Here is an 18,949-nt window from a genome sequence, read left to right as displayed (position 1 = left end):
CGATGGCGGCGGTCGTTCTGCTCACCGTTGCGGGCCGGACCAGCACGGGCGATAGACTTCCGGCATTGTGGGAGACAGGTATCGCTTCGGTGAGTACGAACTGGACACCGGCCGCCATGAGCTCATTCACGCTGGCAAGCCGGTCCACGTGGAGCCCCGTGCCCTCTATCTCCTATGCCATCTGGTCCACAACCGGGATCGGGTGGTAACGAAGAACGAACTGCTGGACGAGGTGTGGGGCGACCGGTTCGTCAGCGAGGCCGCCCTCACCACGGGGCTGAGGACAGCGCGCCTGGCCGTCGGGGACACCGGCAGCCAACAGCAGATGATCCGCACCGTGCATCGCCGCGGCTACCAGTTCGTCAGCCCGACCACGCCGGTGAACATTCCGGCTGCGAGCGAGACCCGCCAAGCCTCCGGCCGCCGGCCGGACATCCCGGCCAGCACCCACCGGCAGACGATCCGGTTCTGCAACGCAGAGGACGGCACCCGCATCGCGTACGCGACAGCCGGGTCGGGGCAGGACCTGCTCAAGGCCGCCAACTGGATGACACACCTCGACCTCGAATGGACCACTCCGCTGTGGTCGCACTGGCTCAACGCCCTCGCCCGCAACCGGCGACTGACCCGCTATGACGAACGGGGTTGCGGTCTGTCCGACTGGGCGGTGCCCAGCTTCACCTTCGACGACTGGGTCGACGATCTCGAGACCGTGGTCGACGCGATGGGTCTCGACCAGTTTCCGTTGCTCGGCGTGTCACAGGGCGGCGCGGTGGCGATCGCCTATGCCGTGCGCCATCCCGAGCGGGTCAGCCGGTTGATCCTCGCGGGCGCATATGCACGTGGACGACAGGTCCGCGCCTCGAATGACGCCGAACGCGCCGCGGCGGCGCTCGACCTGGACCTGGCCCGGGTGGGGTGGATCCACCAGGATCCCAGCTTCCTCCGGGTGTTCGCCTCCCAGTTTCTGCCGGACGGCACACCTGAGGAGTGCGAGGCCTTCATCGCCTTCCAACGGCAGACGACCTCACCGGAGAACGGGGTGCGCTTCCTCGAAGAATTCGCCAATATCGACGTTTCCGATATCGCACACCGGGTCGAGTGCCCGACTCTGATCATCCACTCCCGCCACGACGCCCGGGTCCCGGCCTCGCAGGCGAGTGAGCTGGCCGCCCTCATCCCGGACAGCCAGTTGGTCTTGCTGGAGAGCCGGAACCACCTGCTGACCGCCGCCGAGCCGGCTTGGGCCGAATTCCTGTTTCAGATCGACGAATTTCTGGCCTGATCCTGGCGACCGCTCCCGGTACCTGGTCCTGGTCGACGTCGCCGCCCCGCCATGGCACCGTCAGTGGCCGGCCGGTTGTCGCCCTCGACCGGGGACCGGCGAGATGACAGCAGAACCCGAACGATCATGGCTGGGGTCATCAGTGCCGCCGGACGGGCCATCAAGTTCTGCACCCGGACCATGCGGCGAGCGACCGGGACCGAGGTGTGACACGCTTGGATCACCCTGCCGAAATACCGGTCGACGATCTCGGCGCCGATGGTCCCGGCTATGCCGGAGCGGTGCCCCGTGAAGGCGGGCCCGGCGGCCATCCGCCACGGCATGTCGACGGCCTTCGCCGCCCGCCGATAGAAATCCCGTGGCAGCGACGGGGAAGTACGGCCATGCCGCTCGATGGCCTGACCCAGCGCTCTGGCCTGCATGGCAGCCGTTGACATCCCCTGCCCGTAGATGGGGTTGACACTGCAGATGGCGTCTCCCAGCACGACGAATCCCGCCGGAGTGCGCCGAAGCCGCTCCACGTGGCGGCGCTGGCTGGTCGCCAGCCCCTGCACCAGGACCGGACCCAGTGCCTGGGAGCGAGTCAGGATATCGGCAAGAACGGGTGCGGGCAGGGCCCTGGCGAACTCCTCGAACTCTCCCGGATCGGTCGGAAGCGCCTCGCCGGGCGCGGCACCGAGGGTGACGATCCATCGATCGCCTTCCACCGGCAGTGCGGTGCCCATCCGGTGTACGCCGGCCGGGTCACCGAGGATGAAGGCCGGCACGTCGTCACGTCGGTCCGGTCGCCGGCGCATCAGCCGGGTCCCGTAGGCCACGTCGATGGGGACGGCGGAAATCTCAGGCGCGGGATAACCGGCGTTGGCCAGATGGTCGAGGAACCTGGTGTTGCGACCGGTGCATCCGACAACGAGGTCCGCCCGGTGCTCTGCTGCGTCGGAGCGGACGCCGACCACCCGGTCAGCGTCCAGGATGAGACCGTCGACCGCCACGTCGTCGGCGATGGACACGTTGGGCCGCTCCAGCAGTAGCTGCCTGCGGATCGCTCTCTCGAGCAGCGGCCTGCTCATCGACATCCCGGGATGGCCGGGGTCTGGCCGCACCCAGTAGGCACCTCCCTGATGCCACAACACATCTCTGGTACGGAAGGGCACCGCTCCACCCGCCAGGAGGTCTTCGGCAAGTCGGGGGAACCAGAGGTTCAGCAGTTGCTGGCCGGCGGTCAGCAGCACATGGGCGTGCCGGCCCTGGGGTACGCCACGCCGCACGACCGCCTCGTCGGGTAAACGGTCGCGTTCCAGGATCGTCACTCGGTCGAAATGGTCACTCAGAACCCGTGCAGTCACCAGACCCGCCACACTCGCTCCGATGACGATCGCCCTGCCACCGCGGCGCTTGTCCATCCTCGGTCACCCCACTCTGGCTCGTGCCGATCGGCGTGCTCAACCGGGCATACCCGAGAACGACGGACCGCCTCGCCGGATCTTTCACCACCTGTCGGGCCGACTCTTGACGGAGATCTGAGATTTCCCTGAGGGGAATATGAGCAGCGGATCTGTTGATGCGCATGCGATCGGGTGTGACCCATCTGCTGTCCGCCCAGGACACCAGTACCGGCATCGCCCTGCCCGCAGCCGACGCCAAACCGGCCGATCCGCGAATGGATCCGTAGTGAGTGGCTCATCGAGAACCAGGTACACCACGTTGCCCGAGCCACCCGCCGGGCCAACCGTCGCCCACACGACCTCGTCACCGCCGTCACAGCAACCCGGAACGCAATGACCCTGCCCAACGCCGTACCAAGTTGGCCGACCCCGATCCGGCAACGGCCCTGACCTCCTCCCCGCGTCCATATGGGCGGAGCCGCCTGCAAACGGTTCACCCATTGTCAGCTTCTCGACACCACCCGCCGACACTCCCTCATAACTGCTGTTCAAGGCCCTGACAATTCGCCTCAGAAGTCCCCCAGAAGCTCCTCAGGATTCACGATCCTTTCGGCGCTTACGGTCCTTCCAGCACTCAGTCGCACTCATCGACGTCACTGTCGAATCACCGAATGCGGCCTCTACTGATCACCATGAGGAGTCGAGCACCATGCGCAAGACGACGGACCCCACCACACCGGACGGCACCGGCACCCGCCGCGGCCTCCGGAGACGGCACAGCGTCCTGGCCGGTGCGCTGGCCGCGGTCGCCTTCACCCCTGTGCTGACGGTGGCCACGCCGAGGCCCGCGCAGGCTGAGTCGTGCTCGGCCGCCTTCAGCCACGTCGTCAACGCGATCGGCGTGCTGCCGGTTGTCGGCGGGTACGTGTCCGGGCTGGCGAACTTCATCGAGGGGTTCACCGGAAGCTGGGACTGCGCCGAGGGACGCAACCTCCTGGAGGAGCTCAACCGGGTGGCCCGCGCGCAGGCCGAGATCGTCTTCAACCAGAACATGCAGGAGATCTTCGACGACGACATCCAGGACCAGATCGACATCCTGGCCGCCAACAGCTACCCGGATCAGACGACCGACGCCAACCGCGAGGCCCTCGTGGACGACCTGGACGCTGCGTGGAAGAAGTTCAGCTCGTCGGAGCAGACCGGCCGGAACCTGAGCTACCTGGCCCTGCCCTCGATGAGTGCGCTGGCGGGGGTGAAGATGGCGACCCTGACCCAGGCGATCCAGTACGAGACGCTGCGCGTCGACAAGTGGCGCACCCTGCAGAACAACCGCATCCAGGAAGCGACCCAGAGTCTGAGCTACCTGACTCAGCTGGAGTCGAAGCTGAACACCGCGGTGAACAGCCGGTTCGTCCGTGGCTCGCACACGATCAGCACCGCCTGCGGACAATTCAGCTGCTCCACGCGATTCAAGATCTACGTGAAGGACAACGAGGACGGCTCCTGGGTCTGGAGCAGCCAGGAACTCTTGTCCGGCGGCATCGCCCCCAACCCGGCTCAGGACGCCGCATTGAACGCGGCGATCGCCACCGCGGACAGTGTGATCGGCCAGGAGCGGGCGAAGATGCGCAACGCCTACCTCACCACGAAGTACCAGCAGATCAAGGCGGCGCTGACCGCACACAAGAATTCCCCGGCGCACCCGGTGTTCCACACCCGCGGCTCGGTCTGCAACGACGACCAGTACGTAATCCTGCGCGCGCTGGACCAGGATCTGACCATCCGTGCGGGCAGCGGTCCCGTCGAGGAAAGCGGGCTGGTTCTGTCCGGCACGCTGGCGGAAGCGTTCGCCGACCACGACGCCCACTTCAAGATGATCCGGTTCGGCAAGTCGTTCATGCTCAAGGCCCGCGACGCCGACCTCACGGTGAACGTGTGGGGCGGTTCGCAGCAAGGCAACCGGCTCAAGCTGCATGGTGACCAGGCGTACGCCGAGGACCACCCGAACTCGTTGTTCCACGTCTTCCTGATGGCCGACCCGCAACGGCACGACGAGCTGATCCTGAAGGTCAGCGACCAGGACCTGACCGTCAACCTGTCCAGCGGGCAGCAATCCGGTTCGACGGTACGGCTGTTCAGGAGCTTGACGGCGGCGCAGTCGGACAGCTATTCCCGGTTCCGGTTCGCCTGCTACCCGGTAGCACGCCGCGCGGCGTGACCTGACAGAGAGTCCGCGATCGGCCGCGGCAGCCGGAGAGGCTGTCGCGGCCGACAGGTGCCCTGGCCAGCCGGCCACGACCGCCACGTGCACAGGAAGAACGCGCGTTTGAGCTCCCATGTTGCGACCCCTGGCGAGCCCATTGCTGCAGGTCGGCGGGATGGACGGCGGCGGCGGGGCACGAGAGGGGGTAGGGGGTGAATTCATTCGTGGGCGACCTCTTGCCGACCGTGTAATGAGGCCCGGTCGGCGGCGGCCCGGCCCGATGCCCAACCCTGCCGGTTGTTGATGGTCGTCGCGTGGCGTGTCAGCTGGGGGAACAGTTTCTCGAACGCGTCGCGTACCGCGTCGTCACGGGCCGCGAGCACAGGCAGTAGCTGCGTGCTGCCCGCGGACTCGGCTGCTTCCTGGCCGACCTCGTCGGTGGCGGCGCTGAGTCGTTCGCCGATCCGCGATGCGTACGCCGTCAGGAACGACTGCCGGAATGAGCGGGTGGTGTTGCGCCCGTACTCGTCGGTGGTGGTTTTGGCCTGGGTCATCGCCCTGGTCGCCTGCACGAGCAGCGACGTGAACAGCAGTTCGGTGGAGTCCAGATCCATACCGAAGCCGACGACAGGGGTAAAACCGAACCGCTTCGCCCACAGGTTGGTATGCCGGAGCGACCGCCAGCCCGGCAGTTCTAGCCGCTCTCGTAGTGGACCCGAGCAGCATCCCAGTTGCTCTCGGTAAGAGCCTGCTCGTCGATCAGGAATGAAAAGTCGCCCTCACCGAAGCAGAGACCCACCGGGTCCACAGCTGGATGGGAGCATCTGAGCTGCAGCAGCAGCCGTTCGTTCGGCGAAGCGACACTATCCTGGCCCCAGTCCGGCCAGCCCAGGACCCGCGCCTCACCAGACCTCAGCGCCGTCATCTCGCCGAACGCAAGCAGCGCCACCAGGGTCGGATCGTCATATCCGGTACCAGCCTCGACCACGTCGAACGCGTGCGGCAGGATCAGCTCCGTCTCGAAGCGCACGCACACCGGGCCGAACAGCCCTTGCCGGCCGTAGCTCGCTGACCACTCCGCCGCGAATGCCACCAAGTCGTCAGGGGCGGCGAGTTCGCCCACCTCGACACCCGCCGGCGTCCATATCACCTTGGCCGGATACTCGTCGTCGTCACCCGGTTCTGGCAGGGCGAAGAACGACAACAACCCCTCACTCGGCAGCTTGGCGCTGTCGCCGGACGAGTCGCCGAGTCGCCGGCCCACGTCGGCGAGATCGATCTGGCCAAGAAACCACAGGCAGCGACCGTCCACAGCGCGTGGCCACACCGCGCCCGTGGGAAGCTCGGGAAACCCGCCGAGCCGACTGCACCGCGGCTGAACCGCCTCGCCCCGCCGCAACTCGGTACGCGCGCAGACACGCAGGTCGCTCAGGAGCCGGTCACGTACCGGTGCCAAGACACCCATGTTGTCGATCAGCGTTCGCCACTTGTCGACCTCCATGCCGAAGCCACGACGTAAGACAGCGAGGTGAGCCTCAACGGTCGACTCCATGCTCCCGTGCTCCTCCTTTCAGAAGCAATGATCCAGTCCCGCACGACTGACGCCGCCACGGTAGGGCACCTCGGCCAGCGACCAACTGATGGATGGGCAGCCCCTACCCCCGTAGTCCGATCGACCCCGAGCGGACGCAAAGCAATCGGCTGAACGGCCGCGCCGATCATCGAATCGCTCGGCCGTCACCCGCGAGTCTTCGCCACAAGGCGTGACACTCGGAGCTTTACCTCAGGCGTCTGCCGGCCCAGTCGACAGGGCCGGGCATGCGGCGGGAAATACAGTGGGGCATGCAGGGACATATCGTCCCCCTGCTCGCCGCCGCGTTGCTCAGCCTGATGCACGGCGGAGTCGGGGGTCCGTTCGGCCCGCTGATTCCGTTCTGCGTAGTGATCATCGCGCTGCGGGCACGTCCGCAGCGGTTCCTGGTCGTTTCCGCTGTCGGGCTGATCGCATACTGGGTCGTTGCGCTGCTCGGGGAGCCAGCGCCACCCGGGTACGCCGTCGCCTGCACCCTGGGCTTCGCCGGCGTCTCGTACCTCTGCCTCAAACACACCGCCGCGCTCGCCTCGCTGCGGCGGCGGCTCGACCAGGTCTCCATCACCGATCCACTGACCGGCGCGCTGAACCGCCGTGGCTTTGACGTCCGTCTGGAGTCAGAACTCGCTAACGGTCGTCCGGTGACCCTGCTTCTGGCCGATCTGGATCTCTTCAAGCAGGGACTACCTCAGGCGTCAGCACTCTGACGTTCGTCGCTACGCGCCGCCGGTTCACCATCTCCGCCTCCTAGCCCTTCGGCCCCTTCCTCGAGGTTGGCCCCTCCGCCGCCGGCGCCACCCTGACCCCGGCGGACGACACGGAGACGCTCGACGCGCTTCTGGTCGGCGAGGTAGAAGGCATCCGGCCGGGCGGAGAAGACCAGGAGCAGTACGCCGAGTTCCTGCGCAGCCGTCGGCTCGGCAACACCGTCCGGCAAGCGGCCGGCCAGGCCCCGCCCGGTCGTACGCTCGCACGGCTGAGCGCGGACACCGCGGCCGAACAGTTCGCCCGCCGGCTGCGACGACTCGGCCACGACGACAGGCCGGCCGGCGACGCGTCGGGCGAGGGCACCGCCGGCGCCACCGACCTCGCTGCGGAAATGGCCGACTCATGGTCCCCGCGCGAGTACCCCAGCTTGTATCCGGCCTGCTCGCCGCACAAGGTCGCCGCAGTAGTACTGCACCTGCGCGACTTCTACAAAGCCGACTTCGCCGCAGAACTGGTCGCGATACTGCCCGAGTGGATCCGGTTCCTCGCCGAACACACCGGCATGACAGCTGACCTGACCAAACGCTGCGTCGCCTACGCCACCGGCGAACTCCGGTTCCCGGGCCTGCTCGACGAGCACGGACGGCCCAGCCTCATGACCCAGTAACCGAATGACAACACCAGCGTCATGCCTGCAGTGCCCAGCTCAGGGCCGCCCCGTCGCCATCGGGCCAGCCGACGTCGCATCGTCCGGCTGACCGGCCACGGGCGCGTGTGCCCCTTCAGCGAGAAGGCGTTGGCGGACCAAGTAGCGGCCAAGATCGGTGAGGCCGACGGTCAGACCGGGCCGGGGGTTCAAGGCCCATGGCGCGACGCCGATCGCAGCGGTGCGGTGGTCGTTGACGTGGTCGCCGATGCCGGCAACGGTGACGGCGCCATGGTCGGCCAGGTCGGAAAGGGCGTTGCGGACGACCGCGGCGGCCAGTCCGGCAAACAGCGCGGGATCGCCCGGCGGGAGGCGGCGCTCGTACTCGTCGAGCAATTGGTCGATCATGGTGTCCAGGACGGCGGGTTCGCCGCTTGCTGTAGCGGTGTACAAGATGCCGAGGAACCGGGGCATCCAGGGCCTCAGCCAGTCACGTAGGTGCTCGCCGTTCTTCGGCGCGATCGCCGGCGCTGGAGGATCCAGCAACTCGTCGGCCAGATCGGACCAAAAGTCGAGGACCTGTTCCGGCTCTGCGGCACCCGCCAGTGTGTTCGCGATGAGACTCGCGCCTGAGCCGGCGAGGACTCGGGTGCGGCGGAGCTGAATGACGTCGAACTCGATCGCCAGCCGCCATATTCGGGTGAGAGCCGGCGTCCCGCCTGTTCGGTCGCTGGTGGCCGGCAGATCGAGCGCGGCGAGCAGCATCGGCACGTCGGCCTTGCGGGGCTCGCCGCGATCGTCGACGGTCTTGCCCCCGCCGGTCCACCCGGCTAATACCGCGAGCCGGGTGAGCCAGCCAGCCCCGTCAGTGGCCACCATCCTGGCCAGGTCGGCTGCCTCGGGCAGCGCGACGGGCGGGAACTGCGCCTGCCGCTCGCACCCGCAGTCACAGCCCAGGTCCGGCCAGACCAGGTGCTTCGCGGCTGGCGCGGCGTGCCCGAGCATCGCGACCTGACCGTCGTGGATGAGCAGTTGCCCGGTGGCATAGCCGGGGCGCTCGTCCATCACCTCGCCCAGGACCGCGCGGCGGCCCTCGAAGTCTCGGGCGTTGAATCGCTGCGCCCAGGCGTCAAGAGCCGCGGGTTCGGCGTCCAACGGTATCCCGTCGGCGAGGATCGCGTGGAATACGCGTTTCGCAAGCCGCCACCGGGTTGTGTCGGCCATCGCGCTGGGATACCTGGGCGCGAGCCGGTCCAGCTCCTTGAGCAAGGCCGGCACGCGGGTGCTGGCTGGGTGCAGCCGGTCAGTGGCGTCGAGGAAACGCAGAAAGATCCGGATAGTGTCCAGGCCGTACTCGGTGAGATCCCAGTTGTCGACCTGCCGAGGCACGACATATGCCATGAACAGGTCGTGAACGTCACCGCTGCGCCAGCGGGTCGGATCCGGCCGATCAAGGTACTGCGCGCGTCCCTGAAGCAGGATTGTGATCCGTTCCCGCCACCGTGTGCCAGCTTGGCCGCCCGGGGCGAGCCCCGCAGCCGAAGCCCACTCCGCGAACTCGTCGATCACCGTCTGCTGCAAGCGAGGCACCGAGCGACCCTACCGCCGGCGCCTCGCCCGCCCGCAGCGGCACGCCAGGACCGCTCGCCGGGGCCAGCCCGCGTGCGCGTCGCCGTACGGTTGTTGTCGCAGCTGTCGATAATGACGATGACGCTCGAGAGGTTTACTGCCCATGCTTGAGGACGATCTCGCCGCCGTGGCAGCTTCCACACCTGCGCTAAGGCAGGTCACCGCTTTGACACGGTGGGTCGGACAGGGCCGCAAGCTAACTCAGACCGGACAGCTGACCATGGCCGACGCCCGCCATCTGGTCAGTCTGCTGGATACAGGCGACGAAATCGATCCCGTCATCGGCGAGCGGGTGTTCCGTACCCGCAGCAGCGCTGAGCTGCCTGTCCTCGCGATCGTGGTGACGTGGGCCAAGGCCGCGGGACTCGTCCGCGTCGTCCACGGCCGGCTGGTCCCGGTGAAGAAGAACCAGCGGCTGATCGATCGGCCGGCCCAACTGTGGAACCTCATGTTCGCCGCCTTCGACCAGCTCGGACCGGCAATCTGCTCCGCCGGCTGGTTCCAGTCGCTGCTTGGCGACAACTTCGCCGACGGCATCGCCCTCCTTTTCCGCGGCATCGCGGACGGCGGCGGTGCCGCGCCCACCGGCGCGGTGCAGGAGGAGGTCTGGTCTGCGCTCAGCGCGCGCTATTACCTGGACGACGCCACGACCGAGCAACTGACTCGCCTGCGCAAGACCACAGACAATGACGTACGCCGCGCCGTAGCCGGTCTGGTGACCCTCGGCGCGCTCGCCGAAGAGGACGCCGCAGCCGGGACGCTACGGCTGACGCCGTTGGCCGAGTGGGCTCTGCGCTCCCGGTACGGCGCCGCCGCGCCCGGCGACCAGATCGCCCAGCTCAAGGTCACCCTGCTGGACGCCGAACCGCCGGTGTGGCGCCGCTTGCTCGTGCCCGCGACGATCCGCCTCGACCGGCTGGACCGGGTGATTCAAGCAGCCATGGGCTGGACCAACTCGCACCTGCACATGTTCATCCACCCCAGCGGCCGCTACGGTGTGCCCGACCTCGACTTCCCGCTGCAGGACGAACGCCGCACGACCCTGCGCGATCTGGCCGATCGAGAAGGCGAAACCGTCGGGTACGAGTACGACTTCGGCGACGGCTGGGACCACGAAATCGTGCTGGAACAGTTGCTGACCGCTGAGCCCGGCGGCCGGTACCCCACCTGCACGGCCGGGGCAAGCGCCTGCCCACCGGAAGACTGCGGAGGTGTTCACGGCTACGCCGACCTCATCGCCACGCTCGCCGATCCCACCCACCCCGAACACCAGCACCTGCTGGAATGGCTCGGCATCGAGAAAGCCAGCGACTTCGACCCAGCGCACTTCGACACCGCCGACGCCAACCGCCGACTCGACACCGTCATACTCGCCGCGACCCGCACCGCCTGACCAGGCAAGCGCCGCGGGCGTCGGCCACGCATGCGGGCGACACTCCGTACGGCCGGCAGCGACACCGCGAAGAGCGAAACCGGCCGCTGCCGGGGCCGCCAGTGGGGTTCACTCGTGGGCGACCGCGTGCCGGCCGTGCAATGCTGCCCGGTCGGCGGCGGCCCGGCCCGACGCCCAGCCCTGCCGATTGTTGATGGTCGTCGTGTGGTGCGTCAGCTGAGGGAACTGTTTCTCGAACGCGTCGCGTACCGCGTCGTCACGGGCCGCGAGCACCGGTAGCAGCTGGGCACCGCTGGCCGAGCCGGCCGCTTCCTGGCCGACCTCGTCGGCCGCGGCGCTGAGCCGTTCGCCGATCCGCGACGCGTACGCCGTCAGGAACGACTGCCGAAACGAGCGGGTGGTGTTACGCCCGTACTCGTCGGTGGTGGTTTTGGCCTGGGTCATCGCCCTGGTCGCCTGCACGAGCAGCGACGTGAACAGCAGTTCGGTGGAGTCCAGATCCGCACCGAAGCCGACGACCGTGGTAAAACCGAACCGCTTCGCCCACACCGCCCGGCAACTGTTCGCCTCCGCAACGACCTGAAGCAGCAACGACTTCGGCGCCTCATACGGATTGTCGACCGCGACCCGGCGGGTGACCGGCCGGTCGCGTTCCCCACTCGCGGCCACCAGCAGGGCATGGTCGATCCGGTGCCGGGCCATCAACTCCTGCGCCTTGGCCGTGAACGCGTCGGCCTCCTGCGGGAAGTCGGTGGACTCCGCCTTGGCCAGCAACGCCCGGACCCGATCCAGCATCCGCCTTCCGCTTGGCCTTGTGCCGTTCGCGACTGTCCTTACCCACTGATCTCCGCCCGATCTGGTCACGGTGCGGCGGCGCGCACCTCCTGCGGGCAGGCCATCGGCCTGCCGCTTGACCCCTTGGCCGCGAGGGCCGCAGAGGCTCCGAGCTCAAGGGCGGCCGCTTGCGGCCGTCGCTTGCGACGCGAAGCGCCCTTGACCTCGGAGGAGGGGCCCGGACACACTGCGCGCCGCCGCGCCTGGCATCTGACGGCCATGACTCGCGCTGCGGCCCGGCGCGGCAGCTCGGCCGCCTCGCCCTGGCCGCTCCGGTTGGCAGCCGGCCGAACCCTCAGCCCCAACCCACGCTGTGAGCCTGTCGTCGCCGCGGCCCGATCCACTCCTGCACGCCAGCCGACGGGCTGCCTGCGTGTCGGTCGTGTGCGCCAGCTAAGCGACCGGCACGCGCCCAGGCGGCGGCGTGAGCGGCCCGTCTCGGGCCGCTTTAAAGACGTACAGAAACTCTGAACAGAATCAAGACAGCATCAAGCCCAGACATCGCTTATCGAGGCAGCCATCGCGCAGTCGGCACAGCCCTGGCTATGGTTCGCTCTGAGAGTTGCTGGACTCAGAACTGAGCAAGTCGACACGACGGTCACCAACGACTGGAAGCTGGCGTCGCGGCGACCCGCAGCACTCTGCCACTTGTGCTGGCGGGATGTCGGCCTCGACTAGGAAGAAGGTCAGAGCCGCTGCCAACGCTTCGAGTTTGTCGTCTTCGATGAAGGCGTAGCCGCTTTTGGAGATACAGTCGGCAACTCTTTGAGCAATGTGCCGCATCGGCTCATGGTCTTGCGCGCTCAGCATGTAGGCCTCCCGAAATTTCGTCCGGCTTGCGCGTGCAGGGCTTTGGCGCGCTTCGCGTACGGCGAGACAACTGATCAAGGCCGCATACCCGCACGCCTTCCCGCGACAGTGCCATACAGTTGTCTGGTAGACAACCCCCCGATTGACAGTTAGACAACGCCTGCCGTCGGAGGATCGGCGCCCATGGACGAGGTTATGGCTGCCGCCGAGATCGCCGACTACCTCGGTGTCACACGGCAGCGCGTCGCCGTGCTGGTTGATCGGGCCGACTTCCCGGAGCCCGTCGCGCATCTGTCCGTGGGTCGAATCTGGCGTTCCTCTGACGTGCGGCGCTGGGCGGCCCAACGGCCGAGCCGAATTCAAGAGGACGAGCAGCAATAGAACGGGCGCCTGCCCCAGGAGCTCCGGGCCAATGGCTCTCGCGGCTTCTACCGTCAACGACAAAATCGCTGGGCTCAGACGGCCATCGACGGTAGTCACCCAGTTAGTCACCCGACGCGACACCAGCTCGCAACTCTGGTTCGCACGCCGGCACCGGACCGCGGGGCATGGTCACCGCACCGTGGGGTTTCAGGGGGCTCGGCCCCCTGAGCAGATATGACGAGAGGCCGCGGTTCGCGCTTTTCGCGAACACACGGCCCCTGCATCTCGTGGACCATACGTGGCAGAATAAGAACCGCGTTTTCCCTGTTCAGGGGCCATCTGTGACCGTCGCAGCGGTTCGGTATCGCGCCGCACCGGCAAGATCGTGAGCGGACCGCGAACCTACGTCGCGTTGCGTGACTGCGCGGACCTTCTCCTGGCTGCCTACCTCTACCGCTTCGCGCTTCGCGACAAGCGCGCGGCTGAGCCGAGGGGTTGAGGGTTGTTCTCGATCATCCAGGTCACCTGGTTGCACCGGCGGCACTCCCCACATGGCCACGATTGCGCTTTATCGGCGGCATGTGAGTAAGCCGAACACGCGTGAGAGGTGGTTCGCTTAAGTAATTTATGGGGAGTATTTCCAAGGTGCCGTTCCCGGGCCAGCCTGCGTACAGGGGAGCGCGACAATCTCTCGCTGGTCTGCCCCTCGCCCGTGACCCTCCGGATGGGGCGGGAGGTCCTTCGGCTTTCCCCTCGGGCTTCGCCCCCTGCCGTTACCAGCAACGCACGCCAAAAGCGGGGCTAGGCATCGAGCACGCACCCGGAACTGCGCTGCCGACGTCATGTCGGCCCTTGTCCTTTGGTGGGCACGACCGTTTCGGTGGAAGCAGCGTATAGGTAGTTGACCAGTGCTGTTGATCGGGACTGCCGACCTGCAAGATCAGTTTGGAAAAGCTCAGTGAGGGTGGTTTAGATCGCTGGTGTGTTGAGCGTGGTTCGGACCGTGTTTAGTAGGTCGGCTTCGGTGAAGGGTTTGGCGAGGAGCGGCAGGTGGGTGTTCAGGGATCCGTTGTCGGTGATGATGTCGCCGGCATAGCCGGACATGAGTAGTGCTTTGGTGCCGGGTCGGTGGCTGAGCAGGTGGGTGCAGAGTTCGGTGCCGAGCATGCCGGGCATGACGACGTCGGTGAGGACGAGGTCGATCGGTGCGTGGTGTTTTTCGACGGTGTCGATGGCTTGAGGGCCGCTGGATGCGGTGAGGACGTGGTATCCGGCTTTGGTGAGGATGCGTGCGGTGATGTCGCGGACGCCGTCCTCGTCGTCGACGACCAGTACGGTCTCCGCGCCGCCGCCGGCGGTGGGTGCCGGTTGCGTTGGAGTCTGGGTGGGGGTGTCGGTGGTGGGGAGGTGGATGACGGCGGTGGTGCCTTGTTGGGGGCTTGAGGTGAGGTGTAGCAGGCCGCCGAGTTGGTTGATGATGCCGTAGACGGTGGCCAGTCCGAGGCCGGTGCCTTGCCCGCGGGGTTTGGTGGTGTAGAACGGTTCGACGGCGCGTTGCAGCACGTCGGGTGTCATGCCGTGGCCGGTGTCGCTGACGCTGAGTCGTGCATATTTTCCCGGTGGCAGGTCGGGAGAGTCACCGGTTTCGCCGGTGTCGACGTTGCGGGTGGTGACGGTCAGGGTGCCGCCGTCGGGCATGGCGTCGTGTGCGTTGAGGGTGAGGTTGAGCAGTACTTGGCTCATGTTGGCTGGTTCGGCTTGTACGGGCCGCAGGCCGGGGTCGAGGTGGGTGATGACGCGGATGTTCGGGCCGAGGGTCGTGTGCAGGAGTTCAGTGGTCTCCCGGATCGCTGCGTTGAGGTCCAGCGGCGTGGGGTTCATCAGTCTGCGGCTGCCGAAGGTGAGCAGTTGCTGGGTGAGGCCGGTGGCTCGCTCACCGCCGGTGCGGATGTTTCTCAGGTCGCTGAGAAGCTCTGCGGTTGTTCGCTCGTCGAGGGTGCCGGCCGCGGCCAGGTCGCTGATGGTCTCGGTGAGCAGGGTTTCATAGCCGAGGACGGCGCCGAGGATGTTGTTGAAGTCGTGGGCGACGCCACCGGCGAGGTTACTGAGGCTTTGGATCCGTTCGGTGGTGCGGGCGTGTTCCTCGGCTTCGTGGCGGCGTTCGGCGTCTCGGCGGGCCTGTTCGGCCTGGGTGATTGCCGTGACGTCGTCGACGATGCAGATGAAGCCGCGGGTGGCGCTGTCCTGCTGCAGGGGCTGTAGTTGGACGTCGAGCCAGACTGCGGTGCCGTCGGGTCGCTGGATCTGGCTGCGGTGGCGAAGTTGACGTTGGGGCATGTCGCTGCTGATGACGGCGAGTAGTTCGGAGTGCAGGTCGTCAGTGGTGCAGGTCATCCATTCGCGGCCGAGCAGGTCGTCGGGATACATGCCCATGATGGCGGCGAATCGGGCGTTGATGTAGTGGGCGGCGCCGTGGTCGTCGCCGTACGCGATGCCGATGGGTGCTTGCTCGGCGATCACGCGGAATCGTTCCTCGGTGTCGGCCAGGGTTTGGTTGGTCTCGGCCAGTTTGTCGGTGACCGCCCGCAGATGTGCTGCCTGGGCGCGTCCGGGGTCGAGGGTGGCCGTCGGATCGTGTCCGGTCCTCAGCACGTCGTCGACGGATTGCAGCAGTTCGTGCGGGTCGGCGGACTTGAGGATCACTTTGTCGATGCCACAGGCTTCGGCGAACGGCTGGGCTTCCTCGGGGAGATAGTTCGCGGTCAGGAACACGATGGGAATACGGGCGGTGTCGTCCGCGGAGCGTAGTTTCTGGGCCAGTTGGTAGCCGTCCACGCCAGGCATCAGCACGTCGGTCAGCACCAGGTCGGGATGCTCTGCGTGGGCGAGGTGCAGCGCGTGTTCCGCGTCGGGCGCCTCGATGACCCGGTGGCCCCGGTATCCGAGCAGGTCGCGGGTGAGACGCCGGCTAACGGCCTGATCGTCGACGACGAGCACCGTAGCCATGTCACTCCTCGGACAGTGAAAGCTATCAGGACATAATTCTCGATAGACCCTTATGCCATATTAGAAGGGAATCGGCCCGTGCGTACGGTCCGTTCGATAATCGTTGGTCAGTGATCGTCGATGACCTGCCGCAGGTACTGCTGCAGGCCGTGAAACTCGTCCCGCAGCTGATGCAGGACCGGGCCGGCGTGGCTCAGGTCGCTACGGCGGCCCTGATCCTCCAGAGACTGGCACAGCGAGGCGATGCTGCCGGCGCCCAGGCTGCCGGCGGCGCCGCTGAGGCGATGCGCTGCGGTGATGACGGCGTTCGGGTCGTTGCCCGGAATAGCCTCGTTCAGGGCTGCTAGTTGCAGGGGCCCGTCGTCGAGGAAGGAGGTGATCATGGCAGTGAGGGTTTGCGGTGTGACGTAGGAGCGCAGCTGCTCGAGCCGGGTGGTCACCTCCGTCACCGCGGCCGCCGGTTCGGCTGGTGTCTGGTCCTGGTCTGCTGGGGCGTTGGCCACAGGGTCGGTGTGCCAGCGGCGGACAGCTGTGATGAGGTCGTCCGGATCGTAGGGCTTGGTCAGGTAGTCGTCCATGCCGGCTTGCAGACACCGCTCACGGTCGGACTTGAGTGCCGCAGCCGTCAGTCCGATGATCGGAGTCCGCCGACTCGGTGGACCATCGTTGTCCACCTGGCCGGCATCGTTGTGTTGTTCCTGCGCTCGCCAGCGGCGGGTCGCTTCATAGCCGTCCACGCGCGGCATCTGGCAGTCCATCAGCACGACGTCGTACGGGCCTCGGCCGAGGTACTGCAGCGCTTCTTCGCCGTCTCGGGCCACATCGACCTGGTATCCGGCGCCGTCCAGCACGCCGGTGGCAACCAGCTGGTTGGTGTCATTGTCTTCCACCAGCAACACCCGGCCCTGCTCGACGAGCGGCTGCGAGGAGGGCAACGCATGCTGCTCCGTGCTCTGCGGGGACGACGCGCCGGCGGCCAGGCAGATCAGTGCGTCGAACAGCTGTGATTGCTGCACCGGTTTCGTCACCGTGCAGGTGATGCCCGCTTGCTCGGCGACTGCGGTCGGCACCGGATCCGTCGACAGCAGAATGACCGGTACGGGAGCGATGTAAGGGTCGCTGTGGATACGCGCCGCTACCTCGAGGCCGTCTTCGCCGGGCATGACGTGGTCCATCAGCACGACGTCGAACCGCTGATCGACATCGGCTGCCTCCTGCAACTGCTGCAGCGCTTCGTTGCCGGACGCCGCCGTCGAGGGATGCATCTTCCAACTGCAGAGTTGTTCGCTGATCAGGCGCCGGCTGGAGGGATTGTCGTCGACGATCAACACGCGCCAGTTACGCAGGCGGGCGGTCACGTCCGAGGCCGCCTCCTGCTCCGTAGTGTCACGCCGAAGGGAAACCTCGCACCAGAACGTGCTGCCCTGTCCCGGCTGGCTGTCTACGCCGACCCGGCCGCCCATCGCATGGGCCAGTTCCCGGCAGATCGCCAAGCCCAACCCGGTGCCCCCGAACCGGCGGGTCGTCGAAGAGTCCGCCTGGGTGAAAGCGCCGAACAAACGGTCGCCGTCGGCCGGGTCGACACCGATCCCGGTGTCGGTCACCTCCAACCGCAGCTGAACCCGATCGTCCGACGGTTCAAGCCCTACCACTGGCGTCAGAGACGTCACTCCCGCCGGCCGGATGGTGATGACAACCTCTCCGGATTCGGTGAATTTGATGGCGTTGGTCGTGAAGTTCAGCAGAATCTGCCGTAGCCGTACCGGATCGCCGCACACCCACGCCGGCAGCGCCGGATCGCATATCCCGAGTAGTTCCAGGTTCTTCGCGCGAGCGTTCTCCCGCATCAGGTCCAGAACGTCTTCCAGCATCGCGCACAGATTGATCGGCACATCATCGAGGACCAGCGCGCCAGCCTCGATCTTGGAGAAGTCGAGGATGTCGGTGATCACCGCGATCAAGGCCCGTCCTGCCGAGCGGATGCTTTCGGTGTAGCGGCGCTGCGTGTCGTCGAGATCCGTCTTCAGCAGCAGCCCGGTGAGCCCGATGACACCATTCATCGGCGTCCGGATCTCATGACTCATCGTCGCCAAGAACTCCGACTTCGCCTCGGTCGCCGCCAGCGCCTCGTCGCGGGCCGCCCCGATGACGTGCACCGACGTGTTCACCGCATCAGCTAGCTCCGCGAACTCCGCCATGCCCGAGACCGGCGCCCGAGACTCCAGATCCCCGGCCGCGACCCGCTTCGCCGCGCCGATCACCCGACCGATCGGCCTGACGACGGCAAGCGTCACTACCAAGCCGACCCCCGCCGCCAGCAGCACACAACCCGCCACACCCCACAAGATCAGATTCAGCGTACGAGCGGCATTCGCGGCACTCAGATGCTCGTACTCCTCCAGCCTCTCCAACTCGTTGTTCCGTAACTGCTCCACCAAACCCTCGATGACGGCCATGTCATCGGCGCCACGGCCGGTCAGCACGACCCGCTGAGCGGCAGTAAAGCCTGCGGTGCGACGCACCTGGATCGACTCGGCGAGTTCGGCCAGTTTGCTCCTCAACGGGGCGTCCAACCGCTGCACGAGCAGCCGCTGGCCAGGATCGTCACTGACCAGCACCGTCAACGTGGCAAGATCGCCGTCCAACGCCGCCACGGCACGCTGATAGGGAGCCAGATAACGCTCCTGATTCGTCAGCAGGAACCCGCGTTGACCCCGCTCGGCATTCAGGATGTCCCTCCGAACGGCCGCGATCTGATCCAACACCTGCCGGTTCTTCCGGTAGGCCCCCTGGTCGTGCACAAGTGCCTCGATACGGAAATACGAGATCGCCGCAATCACACCCAGCCCCAGCAACACCGTCAGATAACCGGCCGCCAACACCTGACGCACCGTCACCCGCCACCGGCGACCCGACCCGTCCCGCCCGCGCGCAACGCCCACCCCGCCACTGATCTCCTGACGCTCGCCAGAACCTTCGCCATCCACGCGCCGAGACTAAATCCCTTCCAGCATCTTATGTGGCGTTATCCCCCCATCCATCAGCTCTGCCGCGTTCATCCCTACGGGCCGGCCGGACAGGTTCCGCCAGTGAACG

General features: G+C 66.8%; 12 protein-coding genes and 2 pseudogenes. 6 read left to right on the top strand and 8 right to left on the bottom strand.

The features are described 5' to 3' along the window. Positions 1 to 67: 67 nt before the first annotated feature. The gene (locus tag LXN57_RS12200) at positions 68 to 1,285 is read left to right on the top strand and encodes an alpha/beta hydrolase (RefSeq protein ID WP_285904615.1); all 1,218 of its coding nucleotides are present in this window, start codon (positions 68 to 70) and stop codon (positions 1,283 to 1,285) included. Here the strand turns inward: LXN57_RS12200 and LXN57_RS12195 are convergent. Further along, positions 1,261 to 2,688 (bottom strand): FAD-dependent oxidoreductase, encoded by a 1,428-nt coding sequence (locus LXN57_RS12195; RefSeq protein WP_251798165.1) that lies wholly within the window; start codon positions 2,686 to 2,688, stop codon positions 1,261 to 1,263. The two genes, LXN57_RS12200 and LXN57_RS12195, sit on opposite strands and share 25 nt — an antisense overlap. Positions 2,689 to 3,379: 691 nt before the next feature. Between LXN57_RS12195 and LXN57_RS12190 the strand changes: the two genes are divergently transcribed. Continuing rightward, positions 3,380 to 4,888 (top strand): hypothetical protein, encoded by a 1,509-nt coding sequence (locus LXN57_RS12190; RefSeq protein WP_251798164.1) that lies wholly within the window; start codon positions 3,380 to 3,382, stop codon positions 4,886 to 4,888. 203 nt (positions 4,889 to 5,091) lie between these two features. On the opposite strand, the pseudogene LXN57_RS12185 reads toward LXN57_RS12190, so the two are convergent. Then, positions 5,092 to 5,532, bottom strand: a pseudogene (locus LXN57_RS12185) (DUF2786 domain-containing protein); the annotation flags it as partial. A 35-nt stretch (positions 5,533 to 5,567) separates the two neighbouring features. Next, on the bottom strand, positions 5,568 to 6,425 hold the full coding sequence (locus LXN57_RS12180; protein ID WP_251798162.1) for a DUF1963 domain-containing protein: 858 nt from the start codon (positions 6,423 to 6,425) through the stop codon (positions 5,568 to 5,570). A gap of 266 nt (positions 6,426 to 6,691) precedes the next feature. Between LXN57_RS12180 and LXN57_RS12175 the strand changes: the two genes are divergently transcribed. Beyond that, positions 6,692 to 7,171: a GGDEF domain-containing protein gene (locus LXN57_RS12175; protein WP_251798161.1), complete on the top strand. Its 480-nt coding sequence runs from the start codon at positions 6,692 to 6,694 to the stop codon at positions 7,169 to 7,171. Here the strand turns inward: LXN57_RS12175 and LXN57_RS12170 are convergent. Next, a complete protein-coding gene (locus LXN57_RS12170; RefSeq protein ID WP_251798160.1) occupies positions 7,153 to 7,497 on the bottom strand; it encodes a hypothetical protein in 345 nt (114 codons plus the stop codon). The two genes, LXN57_RS12175 and LXN57_RS12170, sit on opposite strands and share 19 nt — an antisense overlap. 66 nt (positions 7,498 to 7,563) lie before the next feature. Between LXN57_RS12170 and LXN57_RS12165 the strand changes: the two genes are divergently transcribed. After that, positions 7,564 to 7,839: a hypothetical protein gene (locus LXN57_RS12165; RefSeq protein ID WP_251798159.1), complete on the top strand. Its 276-nt coding sequence runs from the start codon at positions 7,564 to 7,566 to the stop codon at positions 7,837 to 7,839. A 39-nt stretch (positions 7,840 to 7,878) separates the two neighbouring features. Here LXN57_RS12165 and LXN57_RS12160 read toward each other — a convergent pair whose 3' ends face one another. Further along, entirely contained in the window at positions 7,879 to 9,399 is a 1,521-nt protein-coding gene (locus LXN57_RS12160; protein WP_251798158.1) for a hypothetical protein, read from the bottom strand. A gap of 268 nt (positions 9,400 to 9,667) precedes the next feature. Between LXN57_RS12160 and LXN57_RS12155 the strand changes: the two genes are divergently transcribed. Further along, on the top strand, positions 9,668 to 10,840 hold the full coding sequence (locus LXN57_RS12155) for a plasmid pRiA4b ORF-3 family protein (protein ID WP_251798157.1): 1,173 nt from the start codon (positions 9,668 to 9,670) through the stop codon (positions 10,838 to 10,840). Positions 10,841 to 10,948: 108 nt separating this feature from the next. On the opposite strand, the pseudogene LXN57_RS12150 reads toward LXN57_RS12155, so the two are convergent. After that, positions 10,949 to 11,638: pseudogene (locus LXN57_RS12150) on the bottom strand (DUF2786 domain-containing protein); the annotation flags it as partial. 1,029 nt (positions 11,639 to 12,667) lie between these two features. Between LXN57_RS12150 and LXN57_RS12145 the strand changes: the two are divergent. Further along, a complete protein-coding gene (locus tag LXN57_RS12145) occupies positions 12,668 to 12,865 on the top strand; it encodes a helix-turn-helix transcriptional regulator (RefSeq protein ID WP_251798155.1) in 198 nt (65 codons plus the stop codon). 951 nt (positions 12,866 to 13,816) lie between these two features. On the opposite strand, the gene LXN57_RS12140 is transcribed toward LXN57_RS12145, so the two are convergent. Continuing rightward, the gene (locus LXN57_RS12140) at positions 13,817 to 15,853 is read right to left on the bottom strand and encodes a response regulator (protein ID WP_251798154.1); all 2,037 of its coding nucleotides are present in this window, start codon (positions 15,851 to 15,853) and stop codon (positions 13,817 to 13,819) included. Positions 15,854 to 15,960: 107 nt separating this feature from the next. Beyond that, complete coding sequence (locus LXN57_RS12135; RefSeq protein WP_251798153.1) at positions 15,961 to 18,840, bottom strand: hybrid sensor histidine kinase/response regulator; 2,880 nt, start codon at positions 18,838 to 18,840, stop codon at positions 15,961 to 15,963. Positions 18,841 to 18,949: the final 109 nt, after the last annotated feature.

Source organism: Paractinoplanes hotanensis (assembly GCF_023717965.1).
GTDB classification, from domain to species: domain Bacteria; phylum Actinomycetota; class Actinomycetes; order Mycobacteriales; family Micromonosporaceae; genus Actinoplanes; species Actinoplanes polyasparticus.
The sequence above is the reverse complement of the archived record's forward strand: the minus strand, read 5'-3'. Positions and strand labels throughout refer to the sequence as shown.